The organism is Paracandidimonas soli (genome assembly GCF_004342005.1).
Classification (GTDB): domain Bacteria; phylum Pseudomonadota; class Gammaproteobacteria; order Burkholderiales; family Burkholderiaceae_B; genus Paracandidimonas; species Paracandidimonas soli.
Genome location: NZ_SMBX01000001.1, coordinates 180,588 through 200,138, shown reverse-complemented (window position 1 = coordinate 200,138; position 19,551 = coordinate 180,588). Strand labels below are relative to the sequence as shown.

Annotated in this window: 27 protein-coding genes; 4 read left to right on the top strand and 23 right to left on the bottom strand. The window is 63.0% G+C overall.

Annotated features, from left to right (window positions below; genetic code table 11):
- Window positions 1-5 precede the first annotated feature (5 nt).
- Window positions 6-1,991: a cytochrome c biogenesis protein ResB gene (locus EV686_RS00895; RefSeq protein WP_132473600.1), complete on the bottom strand. Its 1,986-nt coding sequence runs from the start codon at window positions 1,989-1,991 to the stop codon at window positions 6-8.
- Window positions 1,992-2,157: 166 nt separating this feature from the next.
- Window positions 2,158-2,856, bottom strand: a complete 699-nt coding sequence (locus tag EV686_RS00890; RefSeq protein WP_132472525.1) for a c-type cytochrome — start codon at window positions 2,854-2,856, stop codon at window positions 2,158-2,160.
- 165 nt (window positions 2,857-3,021) lie between these two features.
- On the opposite strand from EV686_RS00890, the gene yihA reads away from it, so the two are divergent.
- Both yihA and hemB read left to right on the top strand, forming a co-directional pair.
- Window positions 3,022-3,645 (top strand): ribosome biogenesis GTP-binding protein YihA/YsxC, encoded by a 624-nt coding sequence (gene yihA, locus EV686_RS00885; protein ID WP_132472523.1) that lies wholly within the window; start codon window positions 3,022-3,024, stop codon window positions 3,643-3,645.
- The gene (hemB, locus tag EV686_RS00880) at window positions 3,642-4,655 is read left to right on the top strand and encodes a porphobilinogen synthase (protein ID WP_132472521.1); all 1,014 of its coding nucleotides are present in this window, start codon (window positions 3,642-3,644) and stop codon (window positions 4,653-4,655) included. The genes yihA and hemB overlap by 4 nt, the downstream gene beginning before the upstream one ends.
- Window positions 4,656-4,730: 75 nt before the next feature.
- Here the strand turns inward: hemB and dsbD are convergent, their stop codons facing one another.
- The 21 genes from dsbD to EV686_RS00775 form a co-directional block, all read right to left on the bottom strand.
- Window positions 4,731-6,665 (bottom strand): protein-disulfide reductase DsbD, encoded by a 1,935-nt coding sequence (gene dsbD / locus EV686_RS00875; RefSeq protein ID WP_132472519.1) that lies wholly within the window; start codon window positions 6,663-6,665, stop codon window positions 4,731-4,733.
- An 81-nt stretch (window positions 6,666-6,746) separates the two neighbouring features.
- Window positions 6,747-7,109 carry a divalent-cation tolerance protein CutA gene (gene cutA / locus EV686_RS00870; RefSeq protein WP_243650688.1) on the bottom strand — a complete coding sequence of 121 codons (363 nt, stop codon included), beginning with the start codon at window positions 7,107-7,109 and terminating at the stop codon, window positions 6,747-6,749.
- Between the two features lie 143 nt (window positions 7,110-7,252).
- Window positions 7,253-7,642, bottom strand: a complete 390-nt coding sequence (gene rplQ, locus EV686_RS00865) for a 50S ribosomal protein L17 (protein WP_132472517.1) — start codon at window positions 7,640-7,642, stop codon at window positions 7,253-7,255.
- A gap of 184 nt (window positions 7,643-7,826) precedes the next feature.
- Window positions 7,827-8,828 (bottom strand): DNA-directed RNA polymerase subunit alpha, encoded by a 1,002-nt coding sequence (locus EV686_RS00860; RefSeq protein WP_132472515.1) that lies wholly within the window; start codon window positions 8,826-8,828, stop codon window positions 7,827-7,829.
- 157 nt (window positions 8,829-8,985) lie between these two features.
- Window positions 8,986-9,609 carry a 30S ribosomal protein S4 gene (gene rpsD, locus EV686_RS00855; protein WP_132472513.1) on the bottom strand — a complete coding sequence of 208 codons (624 nt, stop codon included), beginning with the start codon at window positions 9,607-9,609 and terminating at the stop codon, window positions 8,986-8,988.
- 11 nt (window positions 9,610-9,620) lie between these two features.
- Window positions 9,621-10,019 (bottom strand): 30S ribosomal protein S11, encoded by a 399-nt coding sequence (gene rpsK, locus EV686_RS00850; RefSeq protein ID WP_132472511.1) that lies wholly within the window; start codon window positions 10,017-10,019, stop codon window positions 9,621-9,623.
- Between the two features lie 14 nt (window positions 10,020-10,033).
- Entirely contained in the window at window positions 10,034-10,399 is a 366-nt protein-coding gene (gene rpsM, locus EV686_RS00845) for a 30S ribosomal protein S13 (RefSeq protein ID WP_132472509.1), read from the bottom strand.
- A 30-nt stretch (window positions 10,400-10,429) separates the two neighbouring features.
- Window positions 10,430-10,543, bottom strand: coding sequence for a 50S ribosomal protein L36 (gene rpmJ / locus EV686_RS00840; protein WP_014752488.1), 114 nt, complete (start codon window positions 10,541-10,543; stop codon window positions 10,430-10,432).
- Window positions 10,544-10,576: 33 nt separating this feature from the next.
- Window positions 10,577-10,795 (bottom strand): translation initiation factor IF-1, encoded by a 219-nt coding sequence (infA, locus tag EV686_RS00835; RefSeq protein ID WP_009523889.1) that lies wholly within the window; start codon window positions 10,793-10,795, stop codon window positions 10,577-10,579.
- Window positions 10,796-10,806: 11 nt separating this feature from the next.
- Window positions 10,807-12,132 carry a preprotein translocase subunit SecY gene (gene secY, locus EV686_RS00830; RefSeq protein WP_132472507.1) on the bottom strand — a complete coding sequence of 442 codons (1,326 nt, stop codon included), beginning with the start codon at window positions 12,130-12,132 and terminating at the stop codon, window positions 10,807-10,809.
- A gap of 13 nt (window positions 12,133-12,145) precedes the next feature.
- A complete protein-coding gene (gene rplO / locus EV686_RS00825) occupies window positions 12,146-12,586 on the bottom strand; it encodes a 50S ribosomal protein L15 (RefSeq protein WP_132472505.1) in 441 nt (146 codons plus the stop codon).
- Between the two features lie 11 nt (window positions 12,587-12,597).
- Entirely contained in the window at window positions 12,598-12,786 is a 189-nt protein-coding gene (gene rpmD, locus EV686_RS00820) for a 50S ribosomal protein L30 (protein ID WP_132472503.1), read from the bottom strand.
- 3 nt (window positions 12,787-12,789) lie between these two features.
- On the bottom strand, window positions 12,790-13,311 hold the full coding sequence (gene rpsE, locus EV686_RS00815; protein ID WP_132472501.1) for a 30S ribosomal protein S5: 522 nt from the start codon (window positions 13,309-13,311) through the stop codon (window positions 12,790-12,792).
- Window positions 13,312-13,326: 15 nt separating this feature from the next.
- Window positions 13,327-13,680: a 50S ribosomal protein L18 gene (rplR, locus tag EV686_RS00810; protein WP_132472499.1), complete on the bottom strand. Its 354-nt coding sequence runs from the start codon at window positions 13,678-13,680 to the stop codon at window positions 13,327-13,329.
- A 21-nt stretch (window positions 13,681-13,701) separates the two neighbouring features.
- A complete protein-coding gene (gene rplF, locus EV686_RS00805; RefSeq protein ID WP_132472497.1) occupies window positions 13,702-14,235 on the bottom strand; it encodes a 50S ribosomal protein L6 in 534 nt (177 codons plus the stop codon).
- Between the two features lie 12 nt (window positions 14,236-14,247).
- Window positions 14,248-14,643, bottom strand: a complete 396-nt coding sequence (gene rpsH / locus EV686_RS00800; RefSeq protein WP_132472495.1) for a 30S ribosomal protein S8 — start codon at window positions 14,641-14,643, stop codon at window positions 14,248-14,250.
- A gap of 10 nt (window positions 14,644-14,653) precedes the next feature.
- Window positions 14,654-14,959: a 30S ribosomal protein S14 gene (rpsN, locus tag EV686_RS00795; RefSeq protein ID WP_132472493.1), complete on the bottom strand. Its 306-nt coding sequence runs from the start codon at window positions 14,957-14,959 to the stop codon at window positions 14,654-14,656.
- Window positions 14,960-14,970: 11 nt separating this feature from the next.
- Complete coding sequence (gene rplE, locus EV686_RS00790) at window positions 14,971-15,510, bottom strand: 50S ribosomal protein L5 (protein ID WP_132472491.1); 540 nt, start codon at window positions 15,508-15,510, stop codon at window positions 14,971-14,973.
- A gap of 12 nt (window positions 15,511-15,522) precedes the next feature.
- Window positions 15,523-15,843, bottom strand: a complete 321-nt coding sequence (rplX, locus tag EV686_RS00785) for a 50S ribosomal protein L24 (RefSeq protein WP_132472489.1) — start codon at window positions 15,841-15,843, stop codon at window positions 15,523-15,525.
- Between the two features lie 12 nt (window positions 15,844-15,855).
- Window positions 15,856-16,224, bottom strand: a complete 369-nt coding sequence (rplN, locus tag EV686_RS00780; RefSeq protein ID WP_132472487.1) for a 50S ribosomal protein L14 — start codon at window positions 16,222-16,224, stop codon at window positions 15,856-15,858.
- A 225-nt stretch (window positions 16,225-16,449) separates the two neighbouring features.
- Window positions 16,450-16,641, bottom strand: a complete 192-nt coding sequence (locus EV686_RS00775) for a hypothetical protein (protein ID WP_132472485.1) — start codon at window positions 16,639-16,641, stop codon at window positions 16,450-16,452.
- A 152-nt stretch (window positions 16,642-16,793) separates the two neighbouring features.
- On the opposite strand from EV686_RS00775, the gene EV686_RS00770 reads away from it, so the two are divergent.
- The gene (locus EV686_RS00770; RefSeq protein ID WP_243650726.1) at window positions 16,794-17,720 is read left to right on the top strand and encodes a Bug family tripartite tricarboxylate transporter substrate binding protein; all 927 of its coding nucleotides are present in this window, start codon (window positions 16,794-16,796) and stop codon (window positions 17,718-17,720) included.
- The gene (locus EV686_RS00765) at window positions 17,720-19,324 is read left to right on the top strand and encodes a gamma-glutamyltransferase family protein (protein ID WP_132472481.1); all 1,605 of its coding nucleotides are present in this window, start codon (window positions 17,720-17,722) and stop codon (window positions 19,322-19,324) included. Before EV686_RS00770 ends, EV686_RS00765 begins: the two co-directional genes overlap by 1 nt.
- The last annotated feature ends 227 nt before the right edge of the window (window positions 19,325-19,551 follow it).

Genomic DNA, 19,551 nt, shown 5'->3' with positions numbered 1-19,551 from the left:
CCTCATCAAGTGGATAGCGCGCCGAACGCCGCCTTGTGGCGCTCGAATTCCTGTTCGAAATCCAGCGTGCGGCGCTGCGAAGTCATGGCCGCCATGACGCTGCTGCGCCCGGATTCCGGCTGTATCCAGACCCAGATGCGGCGGTCGTGGATATAGAACATGGCGAAAATGCCGATCATCAGGAACAGGCAGCCCAGATACACGATACTCGTTCCGGGGCTGCGCGTCACCTGGAATACGCTGGCCTGCACATGATCGAAGTCCTGCAACTGCAGGAAAACCGGGGCGGGATATTCCGGCAGATTGGCGAACGCCAGCAGGGCCAGCTGCAGCCAGCGCTCGGCGGCCTGCGCCTCGGGTCCGTCAGCAGGTAGCGGGCCCAGGCCGTCCTTTTCGCGCTGCAAGGCGCGCAATTCGCCCAGCGACAACTGGATCATGGGGACGGCGAACTCCAGGATCTTGCCGCGCTCCTGCTCGGGAGCCTGCTTGATCAGCGCCTCGAATCCGCCGCTCCCGAAGGTTTCCAGCGCGCCCTGGGCTGCGCGGCGCATCATGTCGGGAGGCAGGTTGCCGGCGGCATGCCGCTGGGAAAAGCGCTCGGCGGCCTGCGCCACCATGGCGGGATCAGCCAGCGCGGACCGCAACGCCATGAATTCGTTGACGGAATAATTGGCATCGGCCGGAATGCGCAGGTAACGGTACGGCTGGGCCGCCGTCTCGCGCACGCCCGCAAGAAACACCGGGCTGCCATCCAGCGTGATGGGGGCCATGTAGTTCACGAACTCGTGGGACTGCCCGTCCCGTCCCGTCAGCTTGTATTCGACGCTGGGACCGACGTTGACCAGGTTGTCCTTGCCGCCCCCGATGGCGCTGCCGGTAACGGCAGCAACATGCTCGATGACCTGCTTGGGCTGCGGCAATTCGTCCACGGCCAGGTTTTCCACATTGATCGGCCGCAGGCCGGAGAACTCCACCTGCAGCGATTCGGTCCGGCCGCTCTCGCCGAAGCTGAGTTCCATCGCCTTGCCCACTTCGCCCGACAGCTCGAACGACCTGGAAGCGGTACCCTGCAACGGATAACCCACGAGCTTGAGCCGGCTGCCGCCATCGTCGAAACTGGACTGGTAGACGGTCAGGCCCTTGAAGCGCAAGGGCTCATTGACCTCGATCGTCTGTTCGAACGTCTCGCCCGTATCGGGATCCGTGACCTCGACTTCGCTCTTGAAGCTGCTGGGCATGCCGGTGGAATAGTATTCCACCAGGAAGCGCTTCAGGCGCAGGCTGAACGGCATAGGCTGGACGAGCACGCCGTCGTCGACGGCCACGATGGCGTTGCGGCTCTGCGAGCCTTCCGGCAGCGCCATATTGCCCCTGAAGCTGACGTTGCCCATGGCCAGCCGGCCCGATGCCGGCACTTCGGAAATCAGCATGTTTTCAGTGACGGGCTGCTTGCCCGCGAACCATACCTGCACCCTGACCGGCAATTCGCTGTCCAGCAGCCCGCCGATACAGATCACGACGATGGCGACGTGGGCGAAGATATAGCCCAGCCTGTTGGCTGCGCCCTTCTTGGCCGCCAGCATGACGCTGTCGCCGTCTTCCCTGGCCTTGACCGCATAGCCCTGCGACTGCAGGTACTGGCGGATGCGTTCGCCGCCTTTCTGCACAGGCATGGGCAGGCTGGCCTCGACCCGGTGCGGAAACGCCCGCAGGCTCGATGCGCGGACGTGCTCGCGGAACGAGCGCATGTCGCGCACCATTTTCGGGGTATTGCGCAGCAGGCAGAGCGTCGTGGACACCACCAGGAACGCCATGATGACCAAGAACCACCAGCTGTTGTACACGTGCCAGATGGCGAAAACGTCGAACAGCGACACCCAGAACGGCCCGAACTGGTCGACATAGCTGCCGGCGGCCTGGTTCTGCGGCAGCACCGTACCGATGACGCTGGCGACGCAGATGAACACCAGCAGACTGACGGCAAAACGCATCGAACCCAGGAGTTCGACCAGTTCCGCCCCCAGGCGCTGTTGAGAAGGAGGAGAAGTCACGGGCACTCAAATAGAAAAAAAGGGGCCGCAAGACAATTGCGCGCCCCCTGTTCGAGCCGGCGTGGCGGGATTGGTTCCCGCCGGATTCTCACCGGCGTTGTCCTGCTTAGCGCAAGCCTGCTGCGTAATCCGCCACCGCGGCGATATCGGCATCGGACATGCGATCGGCGATGTCGTGCATCTCGGCATTGTTGGCGCGATCGCCGCTGCGGAACATGCGCAGTTGCTCGGCGATATAAGACGGGTGCTGGCCGGCCAGGCGAGGGTAGTCGCCGGGGATGCCTGCGCCGTTGGGCGCGTGACAGGCGGCACAGGCCGGGACACGGCGATCGGGCAGGCCGGCGCGCCAGATCAGTTGGCCGCGCTCCATGGTGGCCTCGTTGCTTGCCGTGGCGGCCAATTCGGGATCGACGGCCTGCCTGGACAGGTACAGCGATACATTCTGGATGTCGTCCTGCGTCATGGAGACGACCATGGGCGCCATGACGGAAGGCGCGCCATCGGGGCCGCCGCGCTTGGGGCTGGCGCCGTCCCTGGACTGGAAGTCGGCCAATTGCTTGCTCAGATACTCGTGGGCCTGGCCGGCCAGACTGGGGTTGACGGGAATCGTACTGTTGCCTCCCGTCCCGTGACAGGTCACACAGGCAATGATGCCGCGATTCATATCGCCATTGACATAGAGCTCTTCGCCCTTGGCAATGTCGGGACGTGGGAGACCTTCGCCGGCGGCGTAACCGACCGATACGATAGACGAACCCAGCAACAGGCCGCTAACGACAAATGCCCTGGAAAGCATATGCTTCATGTAAACCCTCGATTATCGCTGTTCGTATGGGAAACGAGCCCCGACGCACATTGACTGACAATAGCCATTTCGCCCGCAAACCGGCCTGCTGACGAAAACGCAACAGTTGAAACCTCGCAATTATACAATAGGGCTTGTCCACCAATAATTATGCAAGATCAAACCGTGTCTATATTACATCGCGCCACGTTCACCACCTCCGCTGCCCGTCTGGATCAGCTTCCGCCGCCGACGACAGCCGAAGTCTGTTTCGTCGGCCGATCGAACTCGGGCAAGTCGTCCGCCATCAATGTGCTGACCAACCAGCGCCGCCTGGCTTTTTCCAGCAAGACGCCCGGCCGCACCCGGCTGATCAACATGTTCGGCATCCCCGACCCGCTGGATCCGGCCGGACACCTGGGGTTCCTGGTCGACCTGCCCGGCTACGGCTATGCGTCCATCGCCCGCGAGGCCAAGGAAGAATGGGCCGAAGTGCTGGGCGAGTACCTCCGCCAGCGCGAATCGCTGGCCGGGGTCGTGCTGCTCATCGACATCCGCCGCGGCGTTACCGAGCTGGACCGCCGCCTGGCGCACTGGATCGCCCCCTCCGGCCGCCCCGTGCTGGCACTGCTGACCAAGGCCGACAAACTGCCGTACGGCCAGCGCATGAATGCCGTATTCGCCGTCAAAAAGGCGCTGGCCGAGCTCGGCACCCTGCACGCCATCCCTTTCTCGGCCACGCATCGCATCGGCCTGGAAGAGACCGCCCAATTCATCGAAAACTGGATTTCTCCAAAGGTAGTTCCATGACATCGTTCCTGCTGTCCCCCGAATTTCCCGATTCACGCCCCCGCCGCAACCGCCGCGACGACTTCTCCCGCCGCCTGGTGCGCGAGAACAGCCTCAGCGCCAATGACTTCATCTACCCGGTCTTCGTTCGCGAAGGCAAAGGCGTGGAACAGGCAGTCCCCTCCATGCCCGGCGTCTCCCGCTACTCTCCCGACACGCTGCTGCGCGTCGCCGAAGAATGCATGGAGCTCGGCGTGCCCGTACTGGCGCTGTTTCCGGTCATCGAATCCGAACTGAAAACGCCCGATGGCGCAGAAGCCGCCAATCCCGACGGCCTGATTCCCCGCACGGTCGCCCTGCTCAAGCAGCATTTCCCCGAACTGGGCGTGCTGACCGACGTGGCCCTGGACCCCTACACCAGCCACGGCCAGGACGGCATCATCGACGACAACGGCTACGTGCTGAACGAACCCACCGTCGAAATGCTGACCCGCCAGGCCCTGGCCCAAGCGCAGGCCGGCGTCGACATCGTTGCTCCCAGCGACATGATGGACGGCCGCATCGGCACAATCCGCAAGGCCCTGGAAGCCAACCAGTTCATCTACACGCGCATCATGGCCTATTCCGCCAAATACGCCAGCGCCTTCTATGGTCCCTTCCGCGATGCCGTCGGCTCCGCCGCCAACCTGGGCAAGTCCAACAAGTTCACGTACCAGATGGATCCCGCCAATCGCAACGAAGCGCTGCGCGAAGTCGCAGCCGATATCCGCGAAGGCGCCGACATGGTCATGGTCAAGCCCGGCATGCCATACCTGGATATCCTGCGCGATGTGAAGAACGCGTTCGGCATGCCCACCTTCGCCTACCAGGTGAGCGGCGAGTACGCCATGATCCGCGCCGCCGCCGACAATGGCTGGCTGGACCTGGACGCCATCGTGCTGGAATCGCTGCTGGGCTTCAAGCGTGCCGGCGGCGACGGCATCCTGACCTATTTCGCCCTGCATGCGGCGCGCTTGCTGAAGAACGGATAAGCGCATATCGGGCGCGGCCTCTTTGCCGCCAGGCGGGAGGCCGCGGCCCCATCCCGCCCGGCCCAAACAGCCCCCTTATTGCAGGAACGACAACGGCGCGCGCGCCGTCAGCACTTTGTCCAGCACCCGCCCGAAGCGCTCGGCGTTCTGGAATCCGATCACGCGTTCATTGGCCAGCAGCCGCCCGTCCGCATCGAAGAACATGATGCCCGGCGGCCCGAACAGCTTGAAGCGCTTGAGCAGCGCGCGGTCTTCCTGCGTATTGGCTGTGACATCCACCTGCAGCAGCAGGAATTGCGACATGAGCTGCGCTACGGCCGGATCACTGAACGTGAAACGCTCCATCTCGATGCAGGACACGCACCAGTCGGCATAGAAATCCAGCATCACGGGACGGGTCGTCTGCGCCAGTTGCGCCTCCAGTTCCGCTTCGCTGCTGACGCGCACGAACGGCGGATGGGTCACGGCGCCCAACGGCGCTGCGGCGCCCCGCACAGGCCCCGCATCGGCAATGCCGGCCTGGCCGCCCGCTATTCCCAGGCCGCCCAGCGGGCGCAAGGGATCGGTATTGCCCGCGGCCAGCCCGAATACAATCGCCGCGCCCCAGATGGCCAGCATCCATGCCACTGCCTTGCCCAGCAAGCCCCATGGGCCGGCATCCGCCGCAGCAACCCGGAACGCACCGAACAGTTGCGCGCCCCACAGCGCCAGCAAGGCCCAACCAAATGTCAGGACACCCGCGGGCAGCACGGGCATGAGCATCCACCAGGCGGTAGCCAGCAACAGCAGCCCGAACACATGCTTGACGCGCTCCATCCAGGCTCCCGCGCGCGGGAGCAGCGCGCCCGATGAGGCTCCCACCACCAGCAGCAGCACACCCTGTCCCCAGGCCAGCGCAAACAGCGCCAGTCCGCCCAGCACGACGTCGCCGCTCTGGGAAATGAACAGCAGCACGCCGGCCAGCGGCGCAGCCACGCACGGCCCGACGATCAGCGCCGACACCATGCCCATCAGGAACGCGCCGCCATGCCTGCCGCCCGGCACGCGCGCCAGCCATGTGTTCATGCGCGACTGCAATGCCGTGGGAGCCTGGAAAGTAAACACGTCGAACATCGCCAGCGCCAGCAATGCCAGCAGCAGCGCGAACAGCACCAGCACCCAGGGCGTCTGCAGCCAAGCCGCCAGGCTCGCGCCCAGCAGCCCCGCCGCCACGCCCAGCAAGGTATACACCAGCGACATGCCGAGCACATAGGCGAGCGACAGGGAAAGCCCGCGCGAACGCGGCACCGCCTTGCCCTGGGCGCTGCCTGCGATCACCGTCAGGAGGATGGGCACCATGGGCAGCACGCAGGGCGTGAACGAAAGCAGCAGCCCCAGCAGCAGGCAAATGAGCACGATATTCCAGACGCCCGCGCTTGCCAGGTAATCGGCAAAGCCCATATCGCCCAGTTCCAGCAGTCCGCCCACGCCTGCGCCGGACGCGGCGTCCTGCCGCTCCAATACCGACAAGGGCCCCGCGCCCTGGCCCGTCACATCGTAGCCCGATGCCGTCGGCAACAGTTGCAGTTCGCTCTCCATGGGGGCGTAGCACAGGCCGGCGTCGGCGCAGCCCTGGCTGGTGACCGTCAGGGTCTGGGGCGCTTCCGCGCCCGCACGCAACGGCAGGCGGATCCGCACCTGGCGCAGATAGACTTCTAGCTCCTTGTCGAAGGTAGGGTCGTACTTGACGATGCCGGCGGGGTATTGTGGTTCGCCCAGCAGAGAGGCATCGGGTGATAGCTCAAAGCGGAACTGCTCGCGGTACATGTAGTAGTCGGGCGCCACCGTGAACTGCACCACAAGCTCAGTCGGCGTCGCCATGGCCGCGGCGATGCGGAATGCCTGCTCGGGTTCGAGGAAATCTTCCTGCGCATGCGCCTGCGGCGCCATGGCCAGCGCGAGGGCCAGCAGCAGCGCAAGCGGCCACCACAGTATGGCGCGCGCCGTCGCGGCGACCTGGTTCATACGCATAGATGGAAAAACTTGCATGCCGCCAACCGCCTTTTCAGCAAAAGAACCGCTCATTATTTCGCCCGCATCCCGCACCGGGCATTACCGCGGCGCCGTCTGGCCGCGGACCCACGCCAGGTATTCGGGACTGCCGCCAACCACCGGAAGCACCAGGAACTCCGGCACCTCGTAAGGATGCAGCTGCGCCAGCCTGTCGTGCAGGGCGGGCACCCTGCCCGCCGTGGTCTTGAACGTGAGGGGGACTTCATCCGCCCCTTCCAGCTCTCCGTTCCACTCGTACATGGAAACGCCCTGCGTGCCGACATGGGCGCATGCCGCCAGATGCTCCTCGACCAGTACATGCGCGATCCGCTTGGCCAGCAGGAGATCGGGCGCATTGCTGAGCACGATGACGACAACGGAAGCATCCTGGCCATCGGGCATGGACTGTGCAGCGGTATTCATGGCATGGCTTCCACAATGAACGAGAGGCCCAGGGGATTCTAGCACCCGCACCCGGAGCAATATATTGCTTAAACGCAAAACGGACCCGAAGGTCCGTTTTCAAGACACCACGGCAAAAGGCGAGACCTTTGCCGCCAAGTGGCTTATTCCTGCTCTTCGGCAACCTCTTCGACTTCAGGACGGTCGACGAGTTCCATGAATGCCATGGGAGCGTTGTCGCCCTGGCGGAAACCCATCTTCAGGACGCGCGTGTAGCCGCCGTTGCGCTCTTGGTAGCGGGGGCCGATGACTTCGAACAGCTTGGTCACTGCATCGCGGTCGCGCAGGCGGGCGAATGCCAGGCGGCGGTTGGCCAGCGTGGGCTCTTTGCCCAGCGTGATCAGAGGCTCGACGACGCGGCGCAGTTCTTTGGCCTTGGGCAGCGTGGTCTTGATGGCTTCGTGGGTGAGCAGCGATACGGCCATGTTGCGGAACATGGCGAGACGATGGCTGCTGGTACGGTTCAGTTTGCGGAGACCGGAACGGTGACGCATGATTGACTTCCTTTGAATCTATAGGCGCCAGTGGCGCGATTGACCGGCTCTTCTATCGGCAATGCCGCGGGCCGGGAGGGAAAAACGCCGATAGCTGGATTGGCTATCGGCAGCCAGAGATTATAGAACAACTTTGCGGGAGAGCATGTCCTGCCGGGCATGCCCGCCTGCGGTTTTACAACGATCAGGGACGCTCGAGACCCAGGGGAGGCCAGTTTTCCAGCTTCATGCCCAGCGTCAGGCCGCGTGCGGCCAGGACTTCCTTGATTTCGTTAAGGGACTTGCGGCCCAGGTTCGGCGTCTTGAGCAGCTCGTTTTCGGTACGCTGGATCAGGTCGCCGATGTAGTAGATGTTTTCGGCCTTCAGGCAGTTGGCCGAACGCACCGTCAGCTCCAGATCGTCGACCGGACGCAGAAGGACGGGGTCGATCTGCGGCGCGCTGCCGCGAGCACCCGCGCCCACGGCGCCGTAGGACTCTTCGCCAGCGCCTTCCAGGGCGGCGAATACGGAGATCTGGTCCATCAGGATGCGGGCCGACTGGCGCACGGCTTCTTCAGGCGAGATCACGCCATCGGTTTCGATGTCGAGGATCAGCTTGTCCAGGTCGGTGCGCTGTTCCACACGGGCGCTTTCCACGGTGTAGCTGACGCGGCGGATGGGGCTGAACGAAGCGTCCAACACGATGCGGCCGATCGTATGCGTGCGATCGTCGCTCAGGGCGCGCACGTTGCCGGGAACATAGCCGCGGCCTTGCTCGACCTTGATCTGCATTTCCAGCTTGCCGGCATCGGTCAGCGTGGCGATGACGTGGTCAGGGTTGATGATCTCGACGTCGTGCGGCAACTCGATATCGCTGGCCAGCACGGTGCCGGCGCCCTGCTTGCGCAGCGTCAGCGAAACTTCCTCGCGGTTATGCAGCTTGAACACGACACCCTTCAGGTTCAGCAGGATGTCGACGACGTCCTCGCGCACGCCAGGCAGCGTCGAGTATTCGTGCACGACACCGGTGATCTGCACTTCGGTCGGTGCATAGCCCGTCATGGAGGACAGCAGGATGCGGCGCAGGGCGTTGCCCAGCGTGTGGCCATAGCCGCGCTCGAACGGTTCCATGACGACTTTGGCATGGTTGCGGCCGACGGACTCGACCTCGATGGAGCGTGGCTTGAGGAAAGCTTGTGACGACATGGATATTCCTTTTCAATACCCTCGGCTCGTTACACCGATAAGGCTGATGGAAGAGTGAACCGGCGCTGCCGGCGGTGCAGACACTGCAACGCCCACTACCCGGAAAGGTTCCGGAAAGCGGGCGAAGGCAGAAAACGTAACCGGTAATTTTACCTGATTAACGCGAATAAAGTTCGACGACCATCGATTCGTTGATGTCGCGTGCGACGTCGGCGCGGTCGGGAGCCTGCTTGAACGTGCCAACCAGCTTGGAAGTGTCGACTTCCACCCACTGTGGCAGGCCCTGGCTGCTTGCCAGATCCAGCGACTCGCGAATGCGGGACTGGCTCTTGGCCTTTTCGCGCACGGCAACCACGTCGCCGGACTTGACCAGCATGGAAGCGATGTCGGCGGTGCGGCCATTGACTTCGATGGCGCGGTGGTTCACCAGTTGGCGGGCTTCTGCGCGCGTGGAGCCGAAGCCCATGCGGTAGACGACGTTGTCCAGGCGCGACTCGAGCAGCTGGATCAGCGTTTCACCCGTGTTGCCGCGACGGCGCTCGGCTTCGGCGAAGTAGCCGCGGAACTGCTTTTCCAGAACGCCGTACATGCGCTTGAGCTTCTGCTTTTCGCGCAGCTGGTTGCCGTAGTCGGACGTGCGGGCGCCGGACGTGCGGCCGTGCTGGCCGGGCTTGGATTCCAGCTTGCACTTGGAATCCAGCGAGCGGCGCGCGCTCTTCAGGAACAGGTCAGTACCCTCGCGACGCGAGAGCTTGCATTTGGGTCCAATATAACGTGCCATGACGCTTCCTCTTAGATACGACGACGCTTGGGCGGACGGCAGCCGTTATGCGGCACCGGCGTGATGTCGGAAATGCTGGTGATCTTGATGCCCAGCGCGTTGAGCGCGCGCACCGAGGATTCGCGGCCGGGACCGGGACCCTTGATGCGGACTTCCAGCGTCTTGATGCCGTATTCCTGCGCGACGCGACCGGCCGATTCGGCTGCAACCTGCGCAGCGAACGGCGTGGATTTGCGCGAGCCCTTGAAGCCGGCGCCACCGGAGGTCGCCCATGCCAGAGCGTTGCCCTGGCGGTCGGTGATCGTGATGATCGTGTTATTGAAGGACGCGTGAACGTGCGCGATGCCGTCCGATACGTTCTTCTTGACTTTCTTGCGCACGCGCGATGCGCTGTTGGATGCTTTCGCCATCGTCTAGTCCTCGATTATTTCTTCAGGGATGCCGCTGCACGACGCGGGCCCTTGCGGGTGCGGGCATTGGTGCGGGTACGTTGACCGCGCACGGGCAGACCACGCTTGTGACGCATGCCACGATAGGTGCCCAGATCGACCAGACGCTTGATGGACAGCTGCACTTCACGGCGCAGGTCGCCCTCGATGGAGAACTCGCCCAGCTGTTCGCGAATGCGTTCGAGTTCTGCGTCGGTCAGATCCTTGACCTTCTTGGAATATTCAATACCAGCACCTTCGCAAAGTTTGCGAGCGCGCGTGCGGCCCACGCCATAGATGGCGGTGAGTCCGATCTCAGCGTGCTGATGCGGCGGGATGTTAATGCCAGCAATACGAGCCATGACTGTTCCTTATGTGTCGTTGCGCTGGGCTTAGCCCTGACGCTGCTTGTGACGCGGGTCGGTGCAGATGACACGCACCACGCCGTGACGTTTGATGATCTTGCAATTGCGGCAAATCTTCTTTACCGATGCCATTACCTTCATGATGTGACTCCTGGTTTCCTTTAGCCGACCGCTTTATTTCGAGCGGAAAACGATTCTGGCGCGTGACAAGTCGTACGGGGTGAGCTCGACCGTTACCTTGTCGCCCGGCAGAATCCGGATGTAGTGCATCCGCATCTTGCCCGAGATATGTCCAAGTACTACATGGCCATTTTCGAGTTTGACGCGAAATGTCGCGTTAGGGAGGTTCTCCAGAACCTCGCCCTGCATTTGGATGACGTCGTCTTTTGCCATTGTTGTCCCGATTACCGCATTGGCAGACCCGCGCCCTTGAAGTTTGCCTTCTTGAGCAGCGATTCGTACTGGTTAGACATCAGAGCGGCTTGCGCCTGCGCCATGAAGTCCATCGCCACCACGACAATGATCAGCAGCGAGGTGCCTCCGAAATAAAACGGCACGTTCCAGCGCATCTGCATGAATTCGGGCAACAGGCACACCAGTGTGATGTAGATGGCACCCGCGAGCGTCAGACGCATCAGGATCTTGTCGATATAGCGCGCAGTCTGGTCGCCGGGACGGATGCCGGGAACAAACGCGCCGCTCTTCTTCAGGTTGTCCGCCGTTTCCCTGCTGTTGAACACGAGCGCCGTGTAGAAGAAGCAGAAGAAAATGATCAGCGCGGCAAACAGCGTGACATACAGCGGCTGCTGCGGAGACAGAGCCGCGGCCAGGTCGCCCAGCCAGCGCATGTTCGGGTTGGCCGAGAACCAGCTGGTCACCGTGGCGGGCAGCAGGATGATCGACGAAGCGAAGATGGGCGGAATAACGCCGGACATGTTCAGCTTCAGGGGCAGGTGCGAACTCTGCCCGCCGTAGATCTTGTTGCCTACCTGGCGCTTGGCGTAGTTGACCGTGATGCGCCTCTGGCCGCGCTCGACGAACACGACGAAGTACGTCACCGCAACGACCAATGCCACGATGAACAGGGCCGACAGGATCGACATGGAGTCGGTACGCACCAGATCCAGCATGCCACCCAGCGCACTGGGCAGGCCGGCCACGATACCAGCGAAGATCAGGATGGAAATGCCGTTGCCAATGCCGCGTTCGGTGATCTGCTCGCCCAGCCACATGAGGAACATGGTGCCGGTCACCAGCGTGACGATCGCGGTAAAGCGGAACAGCATGCCGGGGTCGATGACCAGGCCAGGCTGCGATTCCAGTGCAACAGAGATCCCCACTGCCTGGAACAGTGCCAGAAAGACCGTGCCGTAGCGCGTGTACTGCGTGATCTTGCGACGCCCCGCCTCGCCTTCCTTCTTGATGGCTTCCAGGGTGGGAACCACAACCGACATCAGCTGCATGATGATGGATGCAGAGATGTAGGGCATGATGCCCAGCGCGAACACGGAGAAACGCTCGAGAGCGCCGCCCGAGAACATGTTGAACAGCCCCAGAATGCCGCCCGAGTTCTGCTGGAATAGCTCCGACAGTGCATCAGGGTTGATTCCGGGCACCGGAATATGCGTACCCAGTCGATAAACGGCCAGGGCAAGCAGCAGGAACACGATACGGCGACGAAGATCGCCGAAACGTGCGCCCGATTGCTTCTGTGCCTGAGCTTTAGCCACCGTTACCCCTCGGTCAGACCAGCGAGCCGCCAGCCGCTTCGATGGCGGCGCGCGCACCTGCCGTCGCGGAAATGCCCTTGAGCACGACCTTGCGCGACAGCTCGCCCGACTTGATCACTTTGGCGTAGCGAACGGCCTGGCCGACAATGCCGGCCTGCTTGAGCGACTGCACATCGACTTCGTCGATAGGCAGAGACTGCAGATCCGACAAGCGGACTTCGGCGTACAGGTGACGACCCAGGGGCGTGAAGCCGCGCTTGGGCAGACGACGCTGCAGCGGCATCTGGCCGCCCTCGAAACCGACCTTGTGGAAACCGCCTGCGCGGGACTTCTGGCCCTTGTGACCGCGGCCGGCAGTCTTGCCGAGCCCGGAGCCGATGCCGCGGCCGACACGGCGGCGCGCGTGCTTGCTGCCTTCAGCGGGTGCGATCGTATTCAGTTGAGTGATGGACATCACGATTCCTTTCAGACTTCCGAGACCGTGACGAGATAATCCACCTTGCGGATCATCCCACGGACTTCAGGCGTATCGACCAGCACGCGGCTGCTGTTGACCTTGCGCAGACCCAGGCCGCGAACGGTGTCGCGATGGGACTGGAGCGTGCCAATGACAGAGCGTACAAGAGTTACCTTGATTTGTTTCTGTTGCGTCATGATTTACCCCAGAATCTCTTCGACGGTCTTGCCACGCTTGGCGGCAATCTCGGCGGGTGTGGAGCTGGCACGCAGACCATTGAGCGTTGCCCGAACCAGGTTGTAAGGGTTGCTGGAACCCAGGCTCTTGGCCACGACGTTGCGCACGCCCATGACTTCGAAGATGGCGCGCATCGGGCCGCCGGCGATCACGCCGGTACCTTCGGCCGCCGGCGAGATCAGTACGGTCGAGGCGCCGTGCTTGCCAACGACAGTGTGATGCAGGGTGCCGTTCTTCAGGGAGACCTTCAGCAGGCCGCGGCGGGCCTGTTCCATTGCCTTCTGCACGGCGACCGGCACTTCACGCGCCTTGCCCTTGCCCATGCCGATGCGGCCGTCGCCGTCGCCAACCACTGTCAGGGCTGCGAAGCTCATGGTGCGACCACCCTTCACAACCTTGCTGACGCGGTTGACCGCGATCATTTTTTCGCGCAGGCCGTCGTCATTTTCCTTTTCGGCAGCTTGCCTACCTTGTGCTTTAGCCATTTGACAATTCCTTGCTTAGAATTTCAAGCCAGCTTCACGAGCGGCTTCTGCCAGCGCCTTGACGCGGCCATGATAACGGAAGCCCGAGCGATCGAATGCAACCGTCTCGATGCCAGCGGCCTTGGCCTTTTCGGCCACGCGCTTGCCCACCAGACCGGCAGCGGCGACGTTGCCGCCATTGTCCAGTTCCTTGCGGACTTCGGCTTCGAGCGTGGAAGCGCTGACCAGCACACGGTCGCCTTCCGGCGAGATGATGCTTGCGTAGATGTGCTGATTCGAACGGTGCACTGACAGACGGTGCACGCGGAGTTCGTGAATCTTGCGGCGGGTAGCCACAGCACGACGCAAACGGGAAGTTTTCTTGTCCATGATTCGTCCTTGCCTGCGCGCTTACTTCTTCTTGGTTTCTTTGATGATGACGGTCTCGTCGGAGTACCGCACGCCCTTGCCCTTGTAGGGTTCGGGTTCGCGATAACCGCGGATTTCCGCCGCCACCTGGCCTACGGCCTGCTTGTCGGAGCCCTTGACCACGATTTCAGTCTGGGAAGGGCACTCGATCTTGATGCCTTCGGGCATCGGGTGCAGGATGTCGTGCGAGTAACCAAGCTGCAGCTTCAGCGCCTTGCCTTCGACCTGTGCGCGGAAACCCACGCCGACCAGGTTCAGTTTGCGCTCGAAGCCCTTGCTCACGCCGGTGACCATGTTGTTGACCAGTGCGCGCACTGTGCCGGACATGGCGTTGGCGTGGCGGCTGTCGTTCGCCGGAACGAAAGTCAGCTGGCCGTCTTCGAGCTTGATCTCGACGTCGCCGGTCAGGGGCTGCGTCAGGGTGCCCAGCGGGCCCTTGACGGTGATCTGATCGGCAGCGATGTTCGCCTCGACCCCAGCGGGGACGGCGACAGGATATTTAGCTATACGTGACATGCGAGTCTCTCCTTAGGCCACGTAGCACAACACTTCGCCGCCCACGCCATTGGCGCGCGCCTTGCGATCTGTCATGACGCCGCGAGGGGTCGAAACAATAGCCACACCCAGTCCATTCATGACTTGGGGGATGTTGCTGCTGCCCTTGTAGACACGCAGGCCGGGACGCGAAACGCGGTCGATGCGCTCGATCACGGGACGGCCGGCGTAGTACTTCAGGGTGATTTCCAGCGTAGGCTTGGCGGCATCGCCGGTAACCTGGTAGCTGTCAATGTAGCCTTCGTCCTTCAGCACGGCAGCAATGGCTGCCTTCAGCTTCGAGGAGGGCATGCTTACCGATGTCTTGTTTACCATCTGCGCGTTGCGCACACGGGTCAACATATCGGCGATGGGATCGCTCATGCTCATGTATTTTCTCCTACCAGCTGGCTTTGGTCATGCCGGGCACTTCGCCGCGCATCGTCATTTCGCGAAGTTTGTGGCGCGTGAGGCCGAACTTGCTGAAGACGCCGCGGGGACGGCCGGTAACGATGCAGCGATTGCGCTGGCGAGTCGGGTTCGAATTGCGGGGCAGCTTCTGCAGTTGCAGGCGTGCCTGGTAGCGTTCTTCGTCGGTCTTCGACTGATCGTCGATGATCGCCTTGAGCGCTGCGCGCTTGGCGGCGAATTTTTCCGCCAGCTTGGCGCGCTTGATGTCGCGATTGATGAGTGAGAGTTTAGCCATGCTCAGGCCCCTTAATTGCGGAACGGGAAGCTGAACGCGCTGAGCAGCGCCTTGGCTTCTTCGTCAGTTTTCGCCGTCGTGGTGATGCTGATGTTCAGACCACGCAACACGTCGATCTTGTCGTATTCGATTTCGGGGAAAATGATCTGCTCTTTCACACCGATGTTGTAGTTGCCGCGACCGTCGAATGCACGGCCGGACACGCCACGGAAATCGCGCACGCGCGGCAGGGCCACGGCGATCAGGCGATCCAGGAACTCGTACATGCGCTGGCCGCGCAGCGTGACCATGCAGCCGATGGGATAGTTTTCGCGGATCTTGAAGCCAGCGATAGCCTTGCGCGACTTGGTGATGACCGGCTTCTGACCTGCGATCTTGCTCAGGTCGGAAGTTGCATGCTCGATGACCTTCTTGTCGGCCACGGCTTCGGACACACCCATGTTCAGCGTGATCTTGGTGATGCGGGGAACCTGCATCACGCTTTCGTAGCCGAACTTGGCTTTCAGGTCGGCGACGACCTTGTTGTTGTAGAACTCTTGCAAACGTGCCATGTTCTCGATTCCTTAAGCCTTGGCGCCGACTTCGGCACCGTTGGAGCGGAAGACGCGAACCTTCTTGCCATCAACAACCTGAACACCAACCCGATCGCCCTTGCCGGTCGCGGGGTTGAACAATGCCACGTTGGAAATATGGATGGGCAGGGTCTTGTCGACGATACCGCCTTGCGCACCAGTCATGGGATTGGCACGAACGTGTTTCTTGACCACGTTGATGCCTTCGACCAGGACATGCTCCTCGCCGACGCGAGCCAGCACGGTGCCGCGACGCTTCTTGTCGCGACCCGTCAGAACGATGACCTCGTCACCTTTACGAATATTTTGCATGATCCGTTCTCCTTACAGCACTTCAGGCGCAAGGGACACGATCTTCATGAACTTTTCCGTGCGCAGTTCGCGCGTCACGGGTCCGAAGATACGGGTACCGATGGGCTCAAGCTTGGCGTTGAGCAATACGGCGGCATTGCCACCGAAACGAATCAGGGAGCCGTCCTTGCGGCGAACGCCCTTGGCGGTACGAACCACCACGGCATTGTAGATTTCGCCCTTTTTGACGCGCCCGCGAGGTGCCGCGTCTTTCACGGTAACCTTGATGATGTCGCCGATGGCGGCATAGCGGCGCTTGGAGCCGCCCAACACCTTGATGCACATGACTGAACGCGCACCAGTGTTGTCGGCCACGTCCAGCGTGGTCTGCATTTGAATCATGATTTTTCCTGTTCCAACTTAACCGCACCCCCACCCTGAGGTGGACTGCACAGCCAGTTTTGGCCCCGTCAGACCCGTTGCGGATTGCCCGAATGGCGCCCGCGCAACGAATCCTGAGTTGAAATCGTGCTAACTATGTTTGAGTACTGCCATGCCGGCTTTCCCTGCAATATCAAGCCAGAAGCAAACGCTTCGGCCAGAACCCACAAGAAATTGCCAGGCAAGTCAGTCATAATAGCCTAAATATGTAGCCAAAGCAAGAGCAGAATCAAGAGAAAAGGTTTGGCCTGCATTTTTTTGTGGCCTGGCGGCCACCCTTCCGGCCGCCAGGCCGACATCGGAATCTCGCATGGGGAAATCCTGGCGACGCGCCCGCACCCCTGCGCCGATATCGCTAATATCAATAATATGCGCCATCTGTCTCGTCGCTCCGCGACACTTCCACCCGGCCGCATTCCACGGCAAAACCATTTATCATAGCGTCTTCCGACGACAAAACCACGGGTAACTCCATGCACTCCACACGCATCTCACGATTTCTGCGCAGCTCCGGCCTGCTGGCGCTGCTCATGACCTGCTCGCTCGCCGGCGCGCAGTCCTGGCCCGACAAGCCCATTCGCATGGTGGTGCCCTTCCCCGCAGGCGGCGCCACCGATGTCGTGGCGCGCCTGATAGCCCAGGAAGCCTCCAGCCAGCTCGGGCAGCAGATCGTGGTGGAAAACAAATCGGGAGCCGGCGGCACGATCGGCGCCGGCGAGGCGGCCCGAGCCGCCCCCGACGGCTACACCATCCTGCTGACCACCAGCAGTACGCACGCCATTTCCCCGCACCTGTTCAAGTCGCTGCCGTACGACCCCGCCAGCTTCACCCCCATCGCCCACCTGGCCGATGCGGCCAGCATCCTGCTGGTGACGCCGTCCCTGCCCGCCAACAGCGTGCAGGAACTGATCGACCTGGCCAGACAGAAGCCGGACGAGCTGAACTACGCCAGCAGCGGCAACGGCACCATTCCGCATCTGACCTGCGCATCCTTTCTCGCCCGTGCCGGCGTGAGCATGACGCACGTTCCCTACCGCGGCACAGGTCCGGGCCTGAACGACCTGATCGCCGGCAACATCCAGGTATTGTGCGACTCCCTTCCCACCGGGCTGCCGCACGTCAGGTCCGGCAAGGCGCGCGCCCTGGCCGTCACCGGTCCCGAGCGCTCTCCGCTGGCTCCCGAGCTGCCCACCGTTGCGGAGAGCGGGCTGCCGGGCTACTCTTCCGTTACGTGGTTCGGCCTGTACGGGCCCGCCGGCCTGCCCCAGGACATCGCAGTCAAGCTCAACGAGGTCTTCACGAAGAGCGTCCATCAGCCCGACGTCACGAAGCGCCTGCGCGATCTCGGCATAGAGCCCGCCAAGGCCGGCAGCCCCCGGCAGTTTGCCGACATGGTCAGCGCGGACAGCGAGCGCTGGGGACGCATCATCACAGAATCCAACATCACGATCCAATAATGACGCACTCACTTCCTTCCGACTGGACCAATCCCTATCCCTCCGCCCGCTCGGCCGTGCTGGGCCGCAATGTGGTCAGCACATCCCAGCCCCTGGCCGCCCAGGCCGGGCTGCGCATGCTGCTGGCCGGCGGCAATGCCGTCGACGCCGCCCTGGCCGCCGCCATGGCCCTGACCGTGGTCGAGCCTTCCGGCTGCGGCCTCGGCAGCGACGGCTTCGCCATCGTCTGGGACGGCAAGGAGCTGCATGGGCTGAACGCATCCGGTCGCTCTCCCCAGGGCTGGACGCCCGACCGCTATGCGGGGCGCGACGTCATGCCGGAAAAAGGCTGGGAAGCCGTGACCGTGCCCGGAGCCGTGTCGGCCTGGGCGGAACTGTCCCGCCGCTTTGGCAAGCTGCCGCTGTCCACCGTGGCCGCGCCCGCTGTCCAGTATGCGCGCGACGGCTTCCCGGTATCGCCCGTCATCGCCACGCTCTGGGAACTGGGCAGGCAGCGCCTGGGCGACCAGCCCGGTTTCGCCGAGGCCTTCCTGCCGGGAGGCGCGGCCCCCAAGGCCGGCGAAATCTTCCGCAATCCGGCCCAGGCCAGCACGCTGGAACAGATCGCGGACACCCAGGGGGAATCCTTCTACCGCGGCGAACTGGCGCGCAAGATCGCCGCCTTTGCCAGGGAGCACGGTGGCGCGATGACGGAAGACGATCTGGCCGCGCACCAGGCCGACTGGTGCGGCACCATCGCCCAGCCTTTCTCGCGCTCGGTCATCCATGAAATCCCGCCCAACGGCCAGGGCATCGCCGCCCTGATGGCATTGGGCATCCTGGAGGCCGCCGGCATCGGCAGCGCGCCGCTGGACCATGTGGATACGGTCCACCTGTCCATCGAAGCCATGAAGCTGGCCCTGGCCGACGTCTACCAGTACAACGCCGACATCGACGCCATGCGCGTCACGCCGGACGACCTGCTGAACCCCGCCTATCTGGCTGAACGCGCCAAGTTGATTGACCCGAAACGCGCTGGCGACCCGGGCTATGGCGCGCCGAAGCCAGGCGGCACGGTCTATGTGACCGCCGCCGACGCATCCGGCATGATGGTGTCCTTCATCCAGTCCAACTACATGGGCTTCGGCTCGGGCGTGGTCGTGCCCGGCACGGGCATCAGCCTGCAGAACCGCGGCGCGGGCTTCTCGCTCGCCCCGGGCCACGCCAATCAGGTCGGCCCGCGCAAGCGTCCTTCGCACACGATCATCCCCGCCTTCGCCATGAACGCCGACGGCACGCCGCAGATGTCGTTCGGCGTCATGGGAGGCCCCATGCAGCACCAGGGCCATGTACAGATGTCGCTGCGCGTGCTGCTGTACGGCCAGAACCCCCAGGCCGCCGCCGACGCCCCGCGCTGGCGCGTGACCGGCGGGCGCGGCGTGGCGCTCGAGCCGGGCTTCGCTCCCGAAGTCGTGCAGGAGCTGAAGGCGCGCGGGCACGAAGTCAGCGTGGAAAGCGGCAATGGCGTATTCGCCTTCGGAGGCGCTCAGTTGATTCTGCGCAAGGGCGATCATTACATCGCCGGATCGGATCCCCGGAAGGACGGGCAGGCCGTGGCGTTCTGACCACGCGCCCAAGCGCAAGCCTCGCCGTTCACGGCGAGGTCAAGCGAGGCAGTATTCATACTGCGCCGCAGGCGCCCCCCGTATTGTTGTGGCGGGGAAGCTCCCGGCTTCAGCCGGGAGTGACTCACGCACCAACCCCGGCCGGGCGCGGATAAAAACGCCCCCGGCCGGACGATAAACGCTATAATTCTTTTCTTTCCGGTGCGCCGCAGCCAGTCAGCGTGCCG